At 63.0% G+C, this 15,979-nt stretch carries 15 protein-coding genes; 8 read left to right on the top strand and 7 right to left on the bottom strand.

Annotated elements, in window-relative coordinates:
* The first annotated feature begins 74 nt into the window (after positions 1–74).
* On the top strand, positions 75–1,724 hold the full coding sequence (locus KY495_RS23065; RefSeq protein ID WP_219881595.1) for a VRR-NUC domain-containing protein: 1,650 nt from the start codon (positions 75–77) through the stop codon (positions 1,722–1,724).
* Positions 1,721–3,997: an ATP-dependent DNA helicase gene (locus tag KY495_RS23070; RefSeq protein WP_219881596.1), complete on the top strand. Its 2,277-nt coding sequence runs from the start codon at positions 1,721–1,723 to the stop codon at positions 3,995–3,997. The genes KY495_RS23065 and KY495_RS23070 overlap by 4 nt, the downstream gene beginning before the upstream one ends.
* On the opposite strand, the gene KY495_RS23075 is transcribed toward KY495_RS23070, so the two are convergent.
* The 6 genes from KY495_RS23075 to KY495_RS23100 all read right to left on the bottom strand — a co-directional run bounded on the left by KY495_RS23075 (position 3,978) and on the right by KY495_RS23100 (position 7,394).
* Positions 3,978–4,712 carry a LytTR family DNA-binding domain-containing protein gene (locus KY495_RS23075; RefSeq protein ID WP_219881597.1) on the bottom strand — a complete coding sequence of 245 codons (735 nt, stop codon included), beginning with the start codon at positions 4,710–4,712 and terminating at the stop codon, positions 3,978–3,980. The genes KY495_RS23070 and KY495_RS23075 overlap by 20 nt on opposite strands.
* A complete protein-coding gene (locus KY495_RS23080) occupies positions 4,703–5,764 on the bottom strand; it encodes a sensor histidine kinase (RefSeq protein WP_219881598.1) in 1,062 nt (353 codons plus the stop codon). Before KY495_RS23080 ends, KY495_RS23075 begins: the two co-directional genes overlap by 10 nt.
* Positions 5,764–6,462 carry a LiaI-LiaF-like domain-containing protein gene (locus KY495_RS23085; protein WP_219881599.1) on the bottom strand — a complete coding sequence of 233 codons (699 nt, stop codon included), beginning with the start codon at positions 6,460–6,462 and terminating at the stop codon, positions 5,764–5,766. The genes KY495_RS23080 and KY495_RS23085 overlap by 1 nt, the downstream gene beginning before the upstream one ends.
* Positions 6,452–6,826, bottom strand: a complete 375-nt coding sequence (locus tag KY495_RS23090; protein WP_219881600.1) for a LiaI-LiaF-like domain-containing protein — start codon at positions 6,824–6,826, stop codon at positions 6,452–6,454. The genes KY495_RS23085 and KY495_RS23090 overlap by 11 nt, the downstream gene beginning before the upstream one ends.
* A gap of 194 nt (positions 6,827–7,020) precedes the next feature.
* Entirely contained in the window at positions 7,021–7,191 is a 171-nt protein-coding gene (locus tag KY495_RS23095; protein ID WP_219881601.1) for a hypothetical protein, read from the bottom strand.
* A gap of 44 nt (positions 7,192–7,235) precedes the next feature.
* Positions 7,236–7,394 (bottom strand): hypothetical protein, encoded by a 159-nt coding sequence (locus KY495_RS23100; protein ID WP_219881602.1) that lies wholly within the window; start codon positions 7,392–7,394, stop codon positions 7,236–7,238.
* Positions 7,395–7,793: 399 nt separating this feature from the next.
* Between KY495_RS23100 and KY495_RS23105 the strand changes: the two genes are divergently transcribed.
* Positions 7,794–8,699, top strand: coding sequence for an N-acetylmuramoyl-L-alanine amidase-like domain-containing protein (locus KY495_RS23105; protein ID WP_219881603.1), 906 nt, complete (start codon positions 7,794–7,796; stop codon positions 8,697–8,699).
* 7 nt (positions 8,700–8,706) lie between these two features.
* Here the strand turns inward: KY495_RS23105 and KY495_RS23110 are convergent, their stop codons facing one another.
* Complete coding sequence (locus KY495_RS23110) at positions 8,707–9,348, bottom strand: lytic enzyme (protein WP_219881604.1); 642 nt, start codon at positions 9,346–9,348, stop codon at positions 8,707–8,709.
* Between the two features lie 475 nt (positions 9,349–9,823).
* On the opposite strand from KY495_RS23110, the gene KY495_RS23115 reads away from it, so the two are divergent.
* The 5 genes from KY495_RS23115 to KY495_RS23135 are packed head-to-tail and all read left to right on the top strand — an operon-like array spanning position 9,824 to position 15,978.
* Positions 9,824–11,791 carry a nucleoside-diphosphate sugar epimerase/dehydratase gene (locus tag KY495_RS23115; protein ID WP_229518430.1) on the top strand — a complete coding sequence of 656 codons (1,968 nt, stop codon included), beginning with the start codon at positions 9,824–9,826 and terminating at the stop codon, positions 11,789–11,791.
* Positions 11,792–11,828: 37 nt separating this feature from the next.
* Entirely contained in the window at positions 11,829–13,157 is a 1,329-nt protein-coding gene (locus KY495_RS23120; RefSeq protein ID WP_219881605.1) for a nucleotide sugar dehydrogenase, read from the top strand.
* Between the two features lie 20 nt (positions 13,158–13,177).
* Positions 13,178–14,239, top strand: coding sequence for a Gfo/Idh/MocA family protein (locus KY495_RS23125; RefSeq protein WP_219881606.1), 1,062 nt, complete (start codon positions 13,178–13,180; stop codon positions 14,237–14,239).
* 1 nt (position 14,240) lies between these two features.
* Positions 14,241–14,831, top strand: a complete 591-nt coding sequence (locus tag KY495_RS23130; RefSeq protein ID WP_219881607.1) for an acyltransferase — start codon at positions 14,241–14,243, stop codon at positions 14,829–14,831.
* 19 nt (positions 14,832–14,850) lie between these two features.
* Complete coding sequence (locus KY495_RS23135; protein WP_219881608.1) at positions 14,851–15,978, top strand: DegT/DnrJ/EryC1/StrS aminotransferase family protein; 1,128 nt, start codon at positions 14,851–14,853, stop codon at positions 15,976–15,978.
* Position 15,979 lies beyond the last annotated feature (1 nt).

Genomic DNA, 15,979 nt, shown 5'->3' on the forward strand with positions numbered 1-15,979 from the left:
AATCTTCTGGGTTTTGCCCGGGTCAGAAGTTATACTGTATATATTCACAGTCATGACGAAGTCCGGCAGTACAGATGCGCAAAGTTCTTGAAAATGAGTTCTATTACCTGGACAACTTCCACCGGGTACTGGAATGGATCGGCGAACGGTATGACGACCTGCTCAGCGATGAGGAGCGCGCATTTATCGGCACCTTTGCCGGCTTGCCGCAGCCTTCGCGCGCCCTGTTCGTCCGCATGGTCATGCGCAAGGGCACCCTATTTCGGGCCAGCAAGCTCAATTATGCGGAAATCGGCTGCCCCGTCGAGGCGGCGCGCGCCCTGCTGCCCACCGGCTGGGTGACGAGCGACCCGGTCATTACACTCGACGAACTGTTCGACCTGCTGCTCAAGCCAGAACTGGCCGCCGTGTTCCGCCTGTCGCTGCACGAAAAAGGGGCGCGCAAGGCGGACCAGCTGGAAGCGTTGCGGGCGCAATTTGGCGACCCGCGCACCTTTTCCGACTGGTACCGCGAATCAGGCGACGTGGCTTTCAGCATCCTCGTCAAGCCCCTGTGCGACCGCCTGCGCCTGATCTTTTTCGGCAACCTGCGCCAGGACTGGACGGAATTCGTGCTGTCCGACCTGGGCGTGTTCAAGTACGAGCAGGTGGAGTTTTCGAGCGGCTCGCGCGGCTTTCGCAGCCGCCGCGACGTCGACGACTACCTCGCCCTGCACACCTGCAAGGAACGATTCGAGCTCGGTGAAGCGCTGGACGAGGTGCTGCAAACGCTGCCGGCGGCAGTGTTCGACAATGACTGGATCAACAGCCGGCGCGAGCGGCTCGTCTTCCAGATCGCCCAGCACGTGGAAAAGCAGAAGGACTGGGCCAATGCCATCACCCTGTACCTGTCCTGCCGCTTCCCCGGCGCACGGGGGCGCGCCATCCGGGTGCTGGAAAAAGATGGGCAGTACGGGCGCGCTTTTGAGCTGCTGACCCGGGCGCAGGAAGCTCCCGAGAGCGACGCCGAACGCCAGCAGCTGGCCCGCATCGGGCCGCGCCTGCGGCGCAAGCTGGGGCACGACAAAACGCCCCGGCGCCGCAATCCGGCCATCACCCGCCTTGACCTGAGCCTGCCCATGCCGCAGGAATCGTGGTGGGTGGAAGGGGTGGTGCGCGACCACCTCCAGCGCGACGATGCGCCCGTGTTTTATGTCGAGAATACGCTCATCAACGCGCTGTTTGGCCTGCTGTGCTGGCGCGCCATTTTCAGCGCCATCCCCGGCGCCTTTTTCCACCCCTTCCATCGCGGGCCGGCCGACCTTCTCAGTGCCGACTTCTTTCACCGGCGCGAAGCGCTGTTTCGCCAATGCCTCGACCAGCTCGATGGCGAGGACTGGCGCACCACCATCCGCGCCAACTTCCACGCCAAGTGCGGCATCCAGTCGCCGTTCGTGGTGTGGGAGGCGCTGTCGGAAGAGCTGCTGGACCTGGCACTGGACTGCATCCCGGCCCTGCATCTCAAAAAGTGGTGCGAGCGCATCCTGCTCGACATCAAGGCCAACCGCACGGGCTTTCCCGACCTGATCCAGTTCTGGCCCACCGAACAGCGCTACAACATGATCGAAGTAAAAGGCCCCGGTGACCGCCTGCAGGACAACCAGCTGCGCTGGATCGAGTACTGCGCGGCGCACCAGATGCCGATTTCCGTGTGCTACCTGCAGTGGTCGGAGGCACACGCTTGACCTACGCTGTCGCCGTGCGCGCCCTGTGCGAATTCACCGCCAAACAGGGTGACCTGGATCTGCGTTTCACGCCCTCGCCCACCGCCCAGGAAGGCATTGCCGGCCACGCGGTGGTGGCGGGCCGGCGCGGGGCCACGTATCAGACGGAAGTGAGCCTGTCCGGCACCCACCTGGGCAGCAATGGCCTGGAACTGCTGGTGCGCGGCCGCGCCGACGGCTACGACCCCGGGCACAACCTGATCGAAGAAGTCAAGACCTACCGCGGCGAGCTGGCGCGCATGCCCGACAATCACCGCCACCTGCACTGGGCGCAGGTGCGCGTGTACGGCCACCTGCTGTGCCGGCAACTGGGGCTGGCACAGGTGAACCTGGCGCTGGTGTACTTCGACATCGGGCGTGAAACGGAAACCGTGCTGCGCGAAACGCAGAGCGCCGAGGCGCTGGCAGCCATCTTTGCCGACCAGTGCGAACGCTTTGCCGCCTGGGCCGCGCAGGAGGCGGCCCACCGCACCGCGCGCGACACGGCGCTGGGCGCCCTGCGCTTCCCCCATCCCGATTTTCGTCCGGGGCAGCGCGACCTGGCCGAGACCATCTTCAAGGCCAACGCCAGCGGCCGCTGCGTGATGGCGCAAGCCCCTACCGGCATTGGCAAAACCATCGGCACCCTGTTCCCGGTGCTCAAGGCCGCGCCAGCGCAGCAGATCGACAAGGTGTTCTTCCTCGCTGCAAAGACGCCGGGCCGGCGCCTGGTCATCGATGCTGCTGCCACCATCACCGGCAGCGCGCCGCTGCTGCCGCTGCGCGTGCAGGAACTGGTGGCGCGCGACAAGGCGTGCGAGCATCCGGACAAGGCATGCCATGGCGACTCCTGCCCGCTGGCCCAGGGCTTTTACGACCGCCTGCCGGCCGCGCGCAGCGCCGCCGCCGCCGTAGCGGTACTGGACCGCGATGCCATGCGCGAGGTGGCGCTGGCGCACGCGGTCTGTCCCTATTACCTGGGCAGCGAAATGGCCAAGTGGAGCGACCTGCTGGTGGGCGACTACAACTACTACTTTGACCTGGGCGCCATGCTGTACTCCATGACACTGGCCAACCAGTGGAAAGTGAGCGTGCTGGTGGACGAGGCCCACAACATGGTCGCGCGCGCACGCCAGATGTATTCCGCCGAACTTGACCGGGTGGCCCTGCGCGCGGCGCGTGCGGTGGCATCGGGCCCGGTCAGGACGGCGCTGGACCGGGTGGCCCGCGCCTGGCCGGTACACACGCATGCAAGCTACGAAGTGATTGCCGCCATCCCCGACAAGCTGCTCACGGCCCTGCAGGGCGCCGGCTCCACCATCACCGATTTTGTGTCCGACAATCCGGCCCCCATGGAGCCGGCGCTGCAGCGATTCTATTTTGACGCCCTCCACTTTGCGCGCCTGGCCGAGCAGTTCGGCGACCATTCGCTGTTTGACGCGACCATTGCGGACCCTAAGAATTCCACGCTCTGCATCCGCAACATCGTGCCCGCCCCCTTCCTCAAGGCGCGTTTTGCGATGTCGCACGCCACGGCGCTGTTCTCGGCCACGCTCAGTCCCTGGAACTACTACGGCGACATGCTGGGACTGCCCGACAATTCGCCGTGGGTGGACATTGCCTCGCCCTTCGCCGCCGAGCAGCTGGCCGTGCACGTGGTGGACACGATCTCAACGCGCTTCCAGCACCGTGCCAGTTCGGCCGCGCCCATCGCGCGCCTGATCGCCCGCCAGTACCAGCAGCAGCCCGGCAACTACCTGGCATTTTTCAGCAGCTTCGATTACATGGAGCAGGTTGCGGCGCAACTGGCGCAGCAGTACCCCGAGGTGCCCCTGTTCCGGCAGCCGCGGCGCATGGTGGAAGCCGAACGTGACCAGTTCCTCGGCCGCTTCACGCTCGACAGCCGCGGTGTGGGCTTTGCGGTGCTGGGCGGCTCCTTTGGCGAAGGCATCGACCTGCCCGGCGCGCGCCTGATCGGGGCCTTCGTGGCCACGCTCGGCCTGCCGCAGCTGAACCCTGTCAATGAGCAGATCCGCCAGCGCATGCAGGCCATCTTCGGCGCCGGCTACAACTATACCTATCTGTACCCCGGCATCCAGAAGGTGGTACAGGCGGCCGGGCGCGTGATCCGCACCGAACAAGACCGCGGCGTGGTCTACCTGATCGACGATCGCTTCGCCCAGCCTGACGTGCAGGACCTGCTGCCGCGCTGGTGGAAGGTGGACCGGCCGGGCATCAGCCGATCAGGCTCCTGACTTTCTGCAGGCCGCTGCGGCTGACCGGCAGGCGCGAGCCATCGAGCAGAATCGCGCTGTGGCTGTCCTTGCCCTGCTCGATGCGGCTGATGCGGCCAATGTTGAGCAGATAGGAGCGGTGAATGCGCACGAACATGTCGCCATCGAGCTGGTTCTCCAGCTCCGACAGGCGCTGGTGCTTGAGATAGCCCTTGCCTTCGGCATGGATTTGCACGTAGTCGTCCTGCGCCTCGATGAAGTCGATCTTGTCGGCTGCGATGACATGCACGCGGGCGCCGTCGCGAATGAGCACCCGCCCCAGCGGCTTGTTGCGGATCGCGGCATCGGCCACGGCCGCCGTCAGGCCAGCCTCGACCTGGCCCGCGCCCATTCTGCTGCGTGCGTGGCTGAGCGCTTCATCAAAACGCTGCTGGCTGAACGGCTTGAGGAGGTAGTCGATGGCATGCACCTCAAAGGCCTTCAATGCGTACTGGTCGAATGCGGTCACGAACACGTAGCGTGTCTTGCTGCCGGCCAGTTCCACCACCTCGAAGCCATTTAGCCTGGGCATCTGGATGTCCAAAAATACCAGGTCGGGCTCAAGCTCCGTGATGGCCTTTACCGCCTCGAAGCCGTTGGCGCATTCGGCCACGATGTCGACATCGGCATGGCGGCTTGCGAATTCGCGTACCAGGCCACGGGCCAGCTCTTCATCGTCCACTATGATCACTCGCATGTCTGCTCCGTTGTTTCAGCGGGCAGCGCCAGCGCCACCCTGAAGTTGTTGCCGCCGCGTTCCCAATGCACGCTGGCCTGGTGTCCATACAGCGTGGCCAGGCGCTCGCGCACGTTGACCAGCCCAATTCCCTTGCCCGGCTGGCGGGCCATGTCGGCGTCCACATCGTTGTCCACCGTAATGTGCAGGATCGAGCCGGCCCGGTGCGCCCTGACCCTGACGGTGCCGCCCTCGGGCAGGCTGCCGATACCGTGCTTGACGGCGTTTTCCACCAGCGGCTGCAGGATCATGGGTGGCAGCAGGCAGGCGCCGGCATCGTCATCGATGTCGCTGCTAAAGGTCAGGCGCGCGCCAAAGCGCACCTTTTCAATGGCCACAAAATGCGTCAGCAGGCGCACTTCGGCGTCGAGCGTGACCTTGCGGTGCGCCTCCAGGCCCAGGGTGTGCCGGAAAAAATCGGCCAGCTGCAGCGTCATGTCGCGCGCCCGCACCGGGCTGATCGAGGTCAGGGCACTGATCGAATTGAGACTGTTGAACAGGAAGTGCGGGTCTATCTGGGTGCGCAGCATGCGCAATTGCGCTTCCTGCGCCGTGAGCTGCGACTGCAGTTCGCGCCGTTCGGCAGCGCGCGCCTTGTCAAATTCGATCGCCAGGTAGTGGGCCACCGCGAGCAGCCAGTAAATGATGACGCCCAGTCCGAACACCGAATAATTCATGGCCCCGCCAGGGGTGATGCCGGCCTGCGGCCACAGACTGTTCCACGCCACGCACAGCAGCAGCCACAGCGCCCCCACGATCGCCGCCGCAAAACCGAACACCGTCATGATCGCACCGGTACTCTTGCTGGCCAGGGGATAGGCGCGGCACAGGTAGTAGGACGAAAAGCCGGCCGCGCAGCCATACACCAGCGTCACCGGCATCACCACACCCAGGGCCGGGCCCCAGGCGGCACCGGTGGCGCTGATTGTGAGCCCGGTGAACAGGACCCCGATCATGGTCCAGGCGACCAGGTACAGCGCCGCGCCACGCTGCGTGGAAAACAGCCCCTGCATCAGTTGGTAACCTCGACCCCACCCATGATCGCGTAGCCTTTGATGATCAGTCGCTTGCTGGCATCGGGCGGATTGACCGTCTTCTCGTCGAAACCTCCCATGATGGGAGTACCATGCAGCACCACTGTCCAGTCAGGAGGGACCTTCATCGAGATTCCACCCATGGCAGCGAAGACGTTGATGACAGCTTCGCCCTGGATCGAGGAACCGCGCAGGTCAAGTTCGCACCCGCCCATGACTGCCGTGATCTCGCCACCCAGGAAATTCTGGGTCGTGATGCGGCGGTCAAAGCCGCCAAGGATGGCGGTGACGTCGACGATCGAATCGCTGCCGTCGGCCGCCTTGACCAGCGAGACGCCCTTGCGCCGCTGAACCGACTTGTACACCACGGCGCCGCCGACGAAAATCAGTACCAGCGGCCACAGGGCGCGCAGGTTCACGTGCAGGTAGCCCAGGTTGCGCAGGATAAGCAGGCAGCCGATGCCGATCAGGATGGCGCCGCCCCAGTTGCTCTTGCCGCCATCGCTGTCGGCCAGTTTCATGCTGCCCACCACGATGAACAGCACCGGCCAGAAGCTCACGGCGTCACCGAAATTGAGGATATTGAGGTTATCGAGCAAAAAGCCGATGCCCAGGGCGATGACGATCGCGCCGATCACCATCTGGCTTGAAAAACTGCGCGGGGTATCACTTTTCATTGCGGCTCTCCTCATTGGCGGCAAAGCGTTTTTCAATCAGCGGGCGCAGGATGATGCTGACACCACTGGCGATAATCACGAACGGCCAGCTATTGCCGAATGTCAGACCGAACATGTTCTGGAGCACAGCGAACAGCCAGGCGCCCATGAACACCATCCACAGGCCGCTGCTGTAGTGGCGCGCAGTAGGGTAGCCGATCATCTTGTTAATGCCCAGTACGATCAGGACCAGCGGCCAATAATGCCAGAGGCCGCGCACTTCCACCACATCCATCAGGTCCAGGAAAATGGCGACACCGAATGCGATGAGCACCAGGCCCCACATCAGCTGGCGCCGCCATTCGTAAGAAGATTCTGCTGTCATATTGCCTCCTTGTTGAAAGAATGGAGTGACAATACATGGCTGGCGTGGCAATGAAAACCGGATTTCGGTGAATGGCGCAGGCAGCTCGGTGAATGGCGAATCATTCGGCCAGTGGCGCCAGTGGCAGCGTGCGCAGGCGCAAAAAAGCCCGCAGCGTTGCCGGTGCGGGCTTGGGTGACGGCGCTGGGAGCGCGTCAGGCTGCCTGGGCAGCGCGGGAAGGCTGGTTACGCACTTCCTTGTGATACTTGGCCTTGGCCGCAGCTTGCTTGACGGCTTCGCGGGCAATGTTCATTTGCTTGATCGCTTTTTTTTCTGCCTTACCGCGGTGCTGGGCTTCGTCTTTGTTACCGATACGCTTGGTCATTGTAGTCCTCCATTGTCAAATTTGATCCACATCATACTGGAAATTCAGGAACGGCTCTCCGCCATTTTGAATTCGGACGGTGCCAGCCCCCATCCCAGCTGGCGCCGGATTTCTTCCGGCGATGGCGGCGGCTTCGGGTCGCGTGAGCGACGCTCAAGATATTCACGCACGACATGCTTGGGTGGATGGTTACAGGTAGCCATGACAACCTCCGTGTTCCAGTTCGTTGTTCCAGCTTTACAGAAGCTGGGACTGTGTAATTGGTGCCGATCCTCGAGGCGACCGGCTAACCTGCTGAACGGGCTGCTCCGCTGGACTGTGCCACGCGGCTCCTCATTCACACAGCTTCATCTTATGCGGCAGCCCCCGGCTCGACCGTACGTTGCCGCACACTTCGCCCGCCCTCCTTGCGCGGACTCAGTACGCGCGAAAATGCAAGCGCGCCTACAGCCGTATGGCTTCCCTGCGTGCGCCGCATCCCCGAAAAACCGTCGTGACAGATCAATCCTACGTAACGAAGAGCATTTTTGCTGCGTCAGAGGACAGTTGTTGGCCTCGCGGGAACCCGCTACCATGTGATTTTTCCTTGCTCATTGCGTACCATGCGACTTGCCGCACTGCTGTTACCGCTTCTTGTCCTGGCTGCCTGCTCCTCCGATCCGCTGCCGGTCGACGAACTGGCAAAAAAGCCGCTGTTCGAGATGCAGCCACGGGATGTGCACCGCTACCTCGCCCATGTGCAGGCGAATGAACCCGACCTGCGCCAGCGTATCGTGCGCATCGGGCGCCAGAATATCGGGCAACCGTACGTACTGAATTTGCTTGGCGAATATCCGTTCGAACTGCACGATACCCTGCCCCTGTTCAGCCTGAAGGAGAGCGACTGCGTGGTCTTTGCGGAGCACACCTACGCCATGGCATTGAGCGGCTCGTGGGAAGAATTTTTCTGGATGCTGCAGCGGATTCGCTACAAGGATGGCGTAATTGGCGTGGCCAGCCGCAATCATTACACGGAAGTGGACTGGAACGTCAACAACAGCTGGCTGGTGTCGGACGTCACCGAGCAGCTGGCCGGCGACCAGGTGCGCTGGTACAAGGTGACAGTGGACCGCGCGCGCTTTTTGCGCAGCCGGCACAATACGGTGCGCAGCATGCCGGTGCAGACAGAGCGCGTCGCCTTTATCGGCAAGGAGCAGCTGGCGCCCCTGCTGCCCCACCTGCATGACGGCGACATGGTCAATGTCGTCTCGGCCCGCAACGGTGCCTTGTATGTCTCGCACGTGGGATTGATTGCGGTCGACGCGCAAGGGCGGCGCAACTTCCTCAATTCTGCCGAACCGAAGGTGCGCGAAGAAAGCTTTGACGATTTCTTCAAGCGTACCGCCGAGCGCGAGGAACGCAACGCCAGGGAAGGCAGGAACGGGCAGACCCTGGCCGGCTTCAAGCTGCTGCGCCTGAACGACAATATCGTCGTGCCGCCTGCCCTGCCCCAGCCGCGGCCCCGGTAAACGTCAGCTAGCGCCACACCCGGCGCGTGCGGCCGGTCCAGACAATCCGCTCCGGCAGGCCAATGCTGCCGCCGTTGATCAGGCGCGTGACTTCGGCCACATCATCCTGGTCTGCCGCCTGGTTGCAGCCCCGCGCAGCCCATTCCGCCGCCGCCACGTGCAGGCACCAGGCGGCCGACACCACCGCATCGGGCATCTCGACCAGGTCGGGCGCGTTGCGCTCCCATCGCTGTAAGAAAGTGGTCGCGCGCGCATAGCTGTCCTTTCCAGTCAGCTGCAACAATCCGCGACCACGGTAAAGGTAACCATCGCCAGGGCGGTCATTGCCCATCCTCCCGCCGTAGACCTCGTTTGCAAGCTTTTCAGGCTGGTTGGCGTAATGGCGGGGATCGAGGGGACCGGTGGGCTGGAAGCGCTGCGGCCACACTTTGGGCAGGCGGGCGGCGCTGTAACGCAGGTTTTCGTACTGCAGTGTGAGCGCGCCAGTCTCGTGCAGGACCTGGGCCATGAAATGGGCCACGCGCAGGGAATTGGCGTTGACGCCGTAGCGGGCCAGCACCGACTGGCCGGTGGCAAAGGCGGCGCGGTAGGCCGCCGCCGCATCCGGTGCGAGCCTGCCCAGCTGTTCGAGAGTGACGACTACCGCCATGGCCATTTCCTTCGCAGTTCACAGCTTCGATGGTATGGGTGCCACTGCATGCAGTGTCCACTCGTATCAAATCCCTGTGTAATTTCCCATTCAAATGTTCCTAATAGCGATGTGCATCTACCGGTGGGCTAATTGCTTACCATTAATCCGTCATAGCACAATTCCTCCGCTTATTTTTCCATTGGCCTGACCCGTGTTTAATCCGGGTCAAGCTGTTTCATAACCGCATTTAAATGGGGTATTTAACGATAGCGCTCCCGTCATCACGGCGACAAGTAAATCACTGGAAAGTTTCATCTTATTCCGTCGCTTGCGCATTATCAAATCGGCCACTTCTCATGACACGATAATAATAGACAGAAACCTGTCCAGGCATGGAAATGAGTGCTGCATCCAGATTGACATCGCTATGCCAATTTAAATGTCGGCATTAAACCATCCAGATTACCGCCCCTATTACTCAATAGTCTCCGCCATGCCGACGCCTACTCCAGCATTCACTCCCGTCACGCAGTTTTGTACCGACCTGGTGGCGATGCACCGACATGCAAAAATCGCCCTGATGGTGGGCGTCGACCTGATTGCCTTGCCCTTGTGCCTCATGGTTGCCCTGTTGTTGCGTGCCGGCGACCCTGCCCTGGCGACCCAGTACGGCCCCGCCACCTTTGTGACTGTCGCGCTGGTGACCGTGGCGGCGTTTTCGATGTCGGACCTGTACCGCGCCGTCATCCGCTTCATTGATCAGCGCCTGCTGACCGTCACCGGCCTGTCGCTGGGCGTGGCCGTGCTGTGCGTGTATTTTGTCTTGCTCGCGCTCAATGACGCCCGCTTTCCCCGCAGCGCCCTGGCCATTTACTGGTTCATCGCCTTTGCCTACGTCGTCACTTCGCGCATTACCGTGCGCAATTTTCTGCGCAACCATATGACGCAGCGCCCCCGGGCCGAAGACGCCGTGGCCATTTACGGGGCAGGCGAGCCCGGTGCCCAGCTGGCCTTGACCATGCGGACGAGCAAGGAATATCGCCCGGTCTGCTTCTTTGACGACAAGCATGTCATGCACGACCGCACCATCGCCGGCTTGCGGGTATTTAATACCGACCGGCTGGTGGAAACCGTCAATGCCCTGTGCATTCGCTCCATTGTCATCGCCATTCCCTCGGTGTCGCCCCCGCGCCTGCGCGACATCATGCAGCGCCTGGCCGCGGCCGGGGTCACCACCAAGATCCTCAGCCGCCTGATGGACCTGGCCGATGGCGAGCAGGCCACGCCCAGCATCCGCGAACTCAAGTTCGAGGACTTGCTGGGCCGGGCACCAGTGCCGCCGCGCGCCGAGCTGTTCGCGCGCTGCGTCCAGGGCAAGACGGTGCTGGTGACCGGCGCCGGCGGTTCCATCGGCAGCGAGCTGTGCCGGCAGATTGTGACCCTGTTGCCAGCGCAGCTGCACTTGCTCGACCATTCGGAATTTGCCCTGTACACCATCCGGCAAGAGCTGGTGTCGCGCTATCCCGACCTGCCCATCATTGCGCACCTGGGCTCGGTGTGCAGCGTGTCGCTTGTCGAGCGCGTCCTGCAGGACGAGCACATCGATACGATCTACCACGCTGCTGCCTACAAGCATGTTCCGCTGGTGGAAACCAATATCGTTGAAGGGCTGCGCAACAATGTCCTGGGCGCGCAGGTCGTGGCCGCGGCTGCCGCAAAGTTCTCGGTTGAAACATGCGTCCTCATTTCCAGCGACAAGGCCGTGCGCCCGACCAATTTCATGGGTGCCAGCAAACGCATTGCGGAACTGATCTTCCAGGCTGCCGCCTCCAAGGCGCCGCCGGCCACCACGTTTTGCATGGTGCGCTTCGGCAACGTCCTCGGCTCGTCCGGTTCCGTCATTCCCCTGTTCCAGCGCCAGATCGGCCACGGCGGCCCCCTCACCATCACCCACCCCGACGTGGCGCGCTACTTCATGCTCATTTCCGAAGCGGCCCAGCTGGTCATCCAGGCAGGCGCCATGGCCAAGGGTGGCGACGTCTTCGTGCTCGACATGGGCGAGCCGATCAAGATCGTGGACCTGGCCCGCACCATGATCGTGATGTCGGGCCTGCGCGAGAAAACCGCGGCCAACCCGGACGGCGACATTGAAATCAAATTCGTTGGCTTATTTCCCGGCGAAAAGCTCAATGAGGAATTGCTGACCGATGGGCTGGTGTATCCCAGCGATCATCCGCGCATCATGCGCATGAAAGAACACGCGCTCGATGCCGGCATTCTCGATACCTATATCACTTTCCTGATGATGGCTTGCGATACCAATGACCGCGCCATGATTGAATCGATGGTCAAGGCCATCGTCACCGAATATACGCCGCAGCCATCGATTGAGGCGCCAAAAAAAGCGGCCGCCATTTCGCGCAGCACCGCCGTCAATAAGATCATTCCCTTCCGAATTTAATAATTTAATATTTTTCAGAAACTGTGGAGATAATCCCATGCGCGACCAGAATATACCTGCTTATTTGGAACAGCTGATTGAACGGTTTGAGTCGCGCAGCGCCGTGGTGGCCATTATCGGACTCGGTTATGTGGGCCTGCCATTAAGCCTGCGCTATGCCGAAGCGGGATTCAAGGTAATCGGCATCGATATTCACCAGTTCAAGGTCACGCGCCTGAATCAGGGTAAAAGCTATATCGAGCATATCTCCCACGCATCCGTGGAACAGGCGCGCGCCGCCGGTTTCGAGGCGACCTGCGACTTTTCCCGCGCGCACGAGGCCGACGCCCTCATCATCTGCGTGCCTACCCCGCTCAATGCCTACCGCGAGCCGGACCTGTCGTTCGTGCTGGCCACGGCCGACGCACTGCTGCCGCACATGCGTGCCGGCCAGATCGTGTCGCTGGAAAGCACCACCTACCCAGGCACGACGGACGAAGAACTGCGACCGCGCCTGGAAAGCCGTGGCTTTACCGTGGGCCGCGATGTCTTCCTGGTGTTTTCGCCGGAGCGCGAAGACCCGGGCAACCCGGACTATCACACCCGCACCATTCCCAAGGTATGCGGCGGCGACACGGCCGCCTGCCAGCAGGCCGGCATGGCCCTGTACGGCCCCGCCATCGACCGCGTGGTCCCGGTCAGCTCCACCCGCGCTGCGGAACTGACCAAGCTGCTCGAAAACATCCACCGCGCCGTCAACATCGGCCTGGTCAACGAGATGAAGATCATCGCCGACAAGATGGACATCGACATCCACGAAGTGATTCGCGCCGCCGCCACCAAGCCGTTCGGCTTCACGCCCTACTACCCCGGTCCCGGCCTTGGCGGCCACTGCATTCCAATCGATCCCTTCTACCTGACGTGGAAGGCGCGCCAGTACGGCCTGCACACGCGCTTCATCGAGCTGGCGGGCGAAATCAACAGCGACATGCCGCACTGGGTGATCGGCAAGCTGACCGACGCGCTCAACGAGCGCTCGCGCTCAGTCAAGGGCGCGCGCATCCTGGTCCTTGGCATTGCCTACAAAAAGGATGTGGAAGACATGCGCGAGTCGCCCTCGGTCGAAATGATGGAGATCCTGCGCGCCAAGGGGGCCGAGGTGGCCTATTCCGATCCGCATGTGCCGCTCTTTCCGGCCATGCGCGAGCACCGCTTCAACCTGGCCAGCGTCGATCTCACCCCGGCCTCGCTGGCCAGCTACGACGCGGTGCTGCTGGCCACCAGCCACAGCGCCTTCAACTACGAACTCATTGCGCGCCACGCCGCCCTGATCATCGATACCCGCGGCGTCTATCTCAATCACCTTCCCAATGTAGTCAAAGCCTGAACTGACCAGAAGGACTCACCATGCGCCATTTTTCGCCGCCTGTCACCGACCGCAAGATCCGTTTCGCCCTGGTAGGCTGCGGCCGCATCGCCGCCAACCACTTCAACGCCATCGCCACCCATGAAAGCCGCTGTGAACTGGTCGGCGTGTGCGACGTCGATCCCGATGCCCTCGCCTCGGCAGCGCTGCGCACCGGCGCCCGTCCCTATCGCACCCTGTCAGAGATGCTCGCGCGCTGCAATGCCGACGCATTTATCCTGGCCACGCCGTCCGGGCTGCACCCGGAGCAGGCCATCCAGATCGCCGCCGCCGGACGCCACGTGATCACGGAAAAGCCCATGGCCACGCGCTGGGAAGACGGCAAGCGCATGGTCAGCGCCTGCGATGCGGCCGGCGTGCGCATGTTCGTGGTAAAGCAGAATCGTCGCAACGCCACCTTGCAGCTGCTGAAAAGCGCGGTCGAAAAAAAGCGCTTCGGCCGCATCTACATGGTCAACATGAATGTGTTCTGGACCCGCCCGCCGGAGTACTACCACAGCGCCAAATGGCGCGGCACCTGGGAGTTTGACGGCGGCGCCTTCATGAACCAGGCCAGCCACTATGTCGACCTGCTGGACTGGATCATCGGGCCGGTGGAAAGCCTGCAGGCCTACACCGCCACGCTGGCGCGCGACATCGAGGTCGAAGACACCGGGGTAATCAGCCTGCGATGGCGCAATGGCGCGCTGGGGTCCATGAACGTGACCATGCTGACCTACCCGCGCAACATGGAGGGCAGCATCACCATCCTCGGCGAAACCGGGACCGTGCGCATTGGCGGCGTGGCCGTGAACGAGGTCCAGCAATGGGAATTCGCCACGCCGCACGAGGACGACCGGCTGGTGGGCGACGCCAGCTACCAGACGACCTCGGTGTACGGTTTCGGCCATCCACTCTATTACGACAATGTGATCAAGGTCCTGCGCGGCGAGGCCGAGCCGGAAACCGACGGGCGCGAAGGCCTCAAGTCGCTCGAAGTGCTGGTGGCGGCCTACAAGTCAGCGCGCGATGGCAAGCGCGTGGCGCTGCCGCTGGAGTACTGACATGGAGCGGCCATGCGACCTGATACACGCCAGCGCCATTGTCGATGACGGCGCCGTGCTCGGCGACGGCACCCGCGTGTGGCACTTTTCCCATGTCTGCGGCGGCGCGCGCATCGGCGCCGCCTGCTCGCTGGGCCAGAACGTCTTCATCGGCAACGATGTCCGGGTCGGCGACCGCGTCAAGATCCAGAATAACGTCTCGGTGTATGACGCCGTCACCATCGAAGACGATGTGTTCTGCGGTCCCAGCATGGTATTTACCAACGTGTACAACCCCCGCTCGGCCGTGGTGCGCAAGGACCAGTACCGGCGCACCCACGTCGGGCGCGGCGCGACCATCGGCGCCAACGCCACCATCGTGTGCGGCGTGACGATCGGGAAGTACGCCTTCATTGCCGCCGGTGCCGTCGTCAACCGCGACGTTCCCGACTTTGCGCTCATGGCCGGCGTGCCGGCGCGCCAGATCGGCTGGATGAGCCGCCATGGCGAGCGGCTGCCGCTGTCGGTTGACGCCACCGGCCGCGCCTCCTGTCCGCATACCGGCGACACCTACACCATCCGCAACGGCGTTTGCAGGATCGCCCCTACCTGACCACGACTGGACATCAATCATGGACTTCATCGATCTCAAATCGCAATACCAGGCACTGCGCGCCGACATCAACAGCCGCATCCAGACCGTGCTCGATCACGGGCAATACATCATGGGGCCGGAAGTGGCGCAGCTGGAACAGACACTGGCCACCTTCACCGGCGCGCGCCATTGCATCACCGTGTCATCCGGGACCGAAGCGCTGGTGATCTCGCTCATGGCCCTTGGCATCGGGCGTGGCGACGAAGTCATTACCACCCCGTTTTCCTTTATCGCGACAGCCGAGGCCATTGTGCTGCTCGGCGCCACTCCCGTATTTGCGGATATCGACCCGGCCACCTGCAACCTCGACCCGGCGCGCCTGGAAGAAAAGATCACCGAACGCACGCGCGCCATCATGCCGGTATCGCTGTACGGCCAGTGCGCCGACATGGATGCCATCAATGCCGTCGCCTACCGCCATGGCCTGACCGTGATCGAAGATGCGGCGCAGAGCTTCGGCGCAACCTACCAGGGCAGGAAAAGCTGCAACCTGTCGCGCATCGGCTGCACCAGTTTTTTCCCGAGCAAGCCGCTCGGCTGCTACGGCGACGGCGGCGCCATCTTTACCAGCGACGACGAACTGGCCGGCGCCATGCGCGAAATCCGCGTGCACGGCCAGTCGCGCCGCTACGTCCACACCCGCATTGGCGTGGGCGGGCGCATGGATACCCTGCAGTGCGCGATCGTGCTGGCCAAGCTGGAACGCTTCGAGTGGGAGCTCGAACAGCGCGCGGCCATCGGCGCTGCCTACGATGCCCTGCTGTCCGGAAAAGTGGGACTGGTGGCGCGCGCCCGGGACCGCACCAGCGTGTTTGCCCAGTACACGGTGGTGCTGGAAGAGCGCGAGCGGGTGCAGGCGGTCCTGCACCAGGCAGGCATCCCCACCGCCGTCCACTATCCGGTGCCCATGCACATGCAGCCGGCCTACCAGCAATGGTGCACGCCCGAAGACGCGCCGGTGGCGCTGAAAATGGCGGGCCAGGTCCTGAGCCTGCCCATGGGTCCCTACATGGCGCTGGAAAGCGTGCAGACGGTGGCTGCAACGCTGCTGCGCGCCGTGGGCGCGACGGTCCCGGGAACGCGCTCTTTCCAGGCACTGGCGTAAG

Source organism: Massilia sp. PAMC28688 (assembly GCF_019443445.1).
GTDB lineage: Bacteria > Pseudomonadota > Gammaproteobacteria > Burkholderiales > Burkholderiaceae_D > Telluria_A.

What these genes read in the sequence shown, in the direction of transcription:
- KY495_RS23135 (WP_219881608.1), top strand. Translation starts at nt 14,851, where the DNA reads ATGGACTTCATCGATCTCAAATCGCAATACCAGGCACTGCGCGCCGAC.
- KY495_RS23080 (WP_219881598.1), bottom strand. Translation starts at nt 5,764, where the DNA reads ATGCAGGGGCTGTTTTCCACGCAGCGTGGCGCGGCGCTGTACCTGGTC.
- KY495_RS23110 (WP_219881604.1), bottom strand. Translation starts at nt 9,348, where the DNA reads ATGGCGGTAGTCGTCACTCTCGAACAGCTGGGCAGGCTCGCACCGGAT.
- KY495_RS23075 (WP_219881597.1), bottom strand. Translation starts at nt 4,712, where the DNA reads ATGCGAGTGATCATAGTGGACGATGAAGAGCTGGCCCGTGGCCTGGTA.
- KY495_RS23100 (WP_219881602.1), bottom strand. Translation starts at nt 7,394, where the DNA reads ATGGCTACCTGTAACCATCCACCCAAGCATGTCGTGCGTGAATATCTT.
- KY495_RS23095 (WP_219881601.1), bottom strand. Translation starts at nt 7,191, where the DNA reads ATGACCAAGCGTATCGGTAACAAAGACGAAGCCCAGCACCGCGGTAAG.
- KY495_RS23105 (WP_219881603.1), top strand. Translation starts at nt 7,794, where the DNA reads ATGCGACTTGCCGCACTGCTGTTACCGCTTCTTGTCCTGGCTGCCTGC.
- KY495_RS23130 (WP_219881607.1), top strand. Translation starts at nt 14,241, where the DNA reads ATGGAGCGGCCATGCGACCTGATACACGCCAGCGCCATTGTCGATGAC.
- KY495_RS23125 (WP_219881606.1), top strand. Translation starts at nt 13,178, where the DNA reads ATGCGCCATTTTTCGCCGCCTGTCACCGACCGCAAGATCCGTTTCGCC.
- KY495_RS23085 (WP_219881599.1), bottom strand. Translation starts at nt 6,462, where the DNA reads ATGAAAAGTGATACCCCGCGCAGTTTTTCAAGCCAGATGGTGATCGGC.
- KY495_RS23115 (WP_229518430.1), top strand. Translation starts at nt 9,824, where the DNA reads ATGCCGACGCCTACTCCAGCATTCACTCCCGTCACGCAGTTTTGTACC.
- KY495_RS23120 (WP_219881605.1), top strand. Translation starts at nt 11,829, where the DNA reads ATGCGCGACCAGAATATACCTGCTTATTTGGAACAGCTGATTGAACGG.
- KY495_RS23090 (WP_219881600.1), bottom strand. Translation starts at nt 6,826, where the DNA reads ATGACAGCAGAATCTTCTTACGAATGGCGGCGCCAGCTGATGTGGGGC.
- KY495_RS23065 (WP_219881595.1), top strand. Translation starts at nt 75, where the DNA reads ATGCGCAAAGTTCTTGAAAATGAGTTCTATTACCTGGACAACTTCCAC.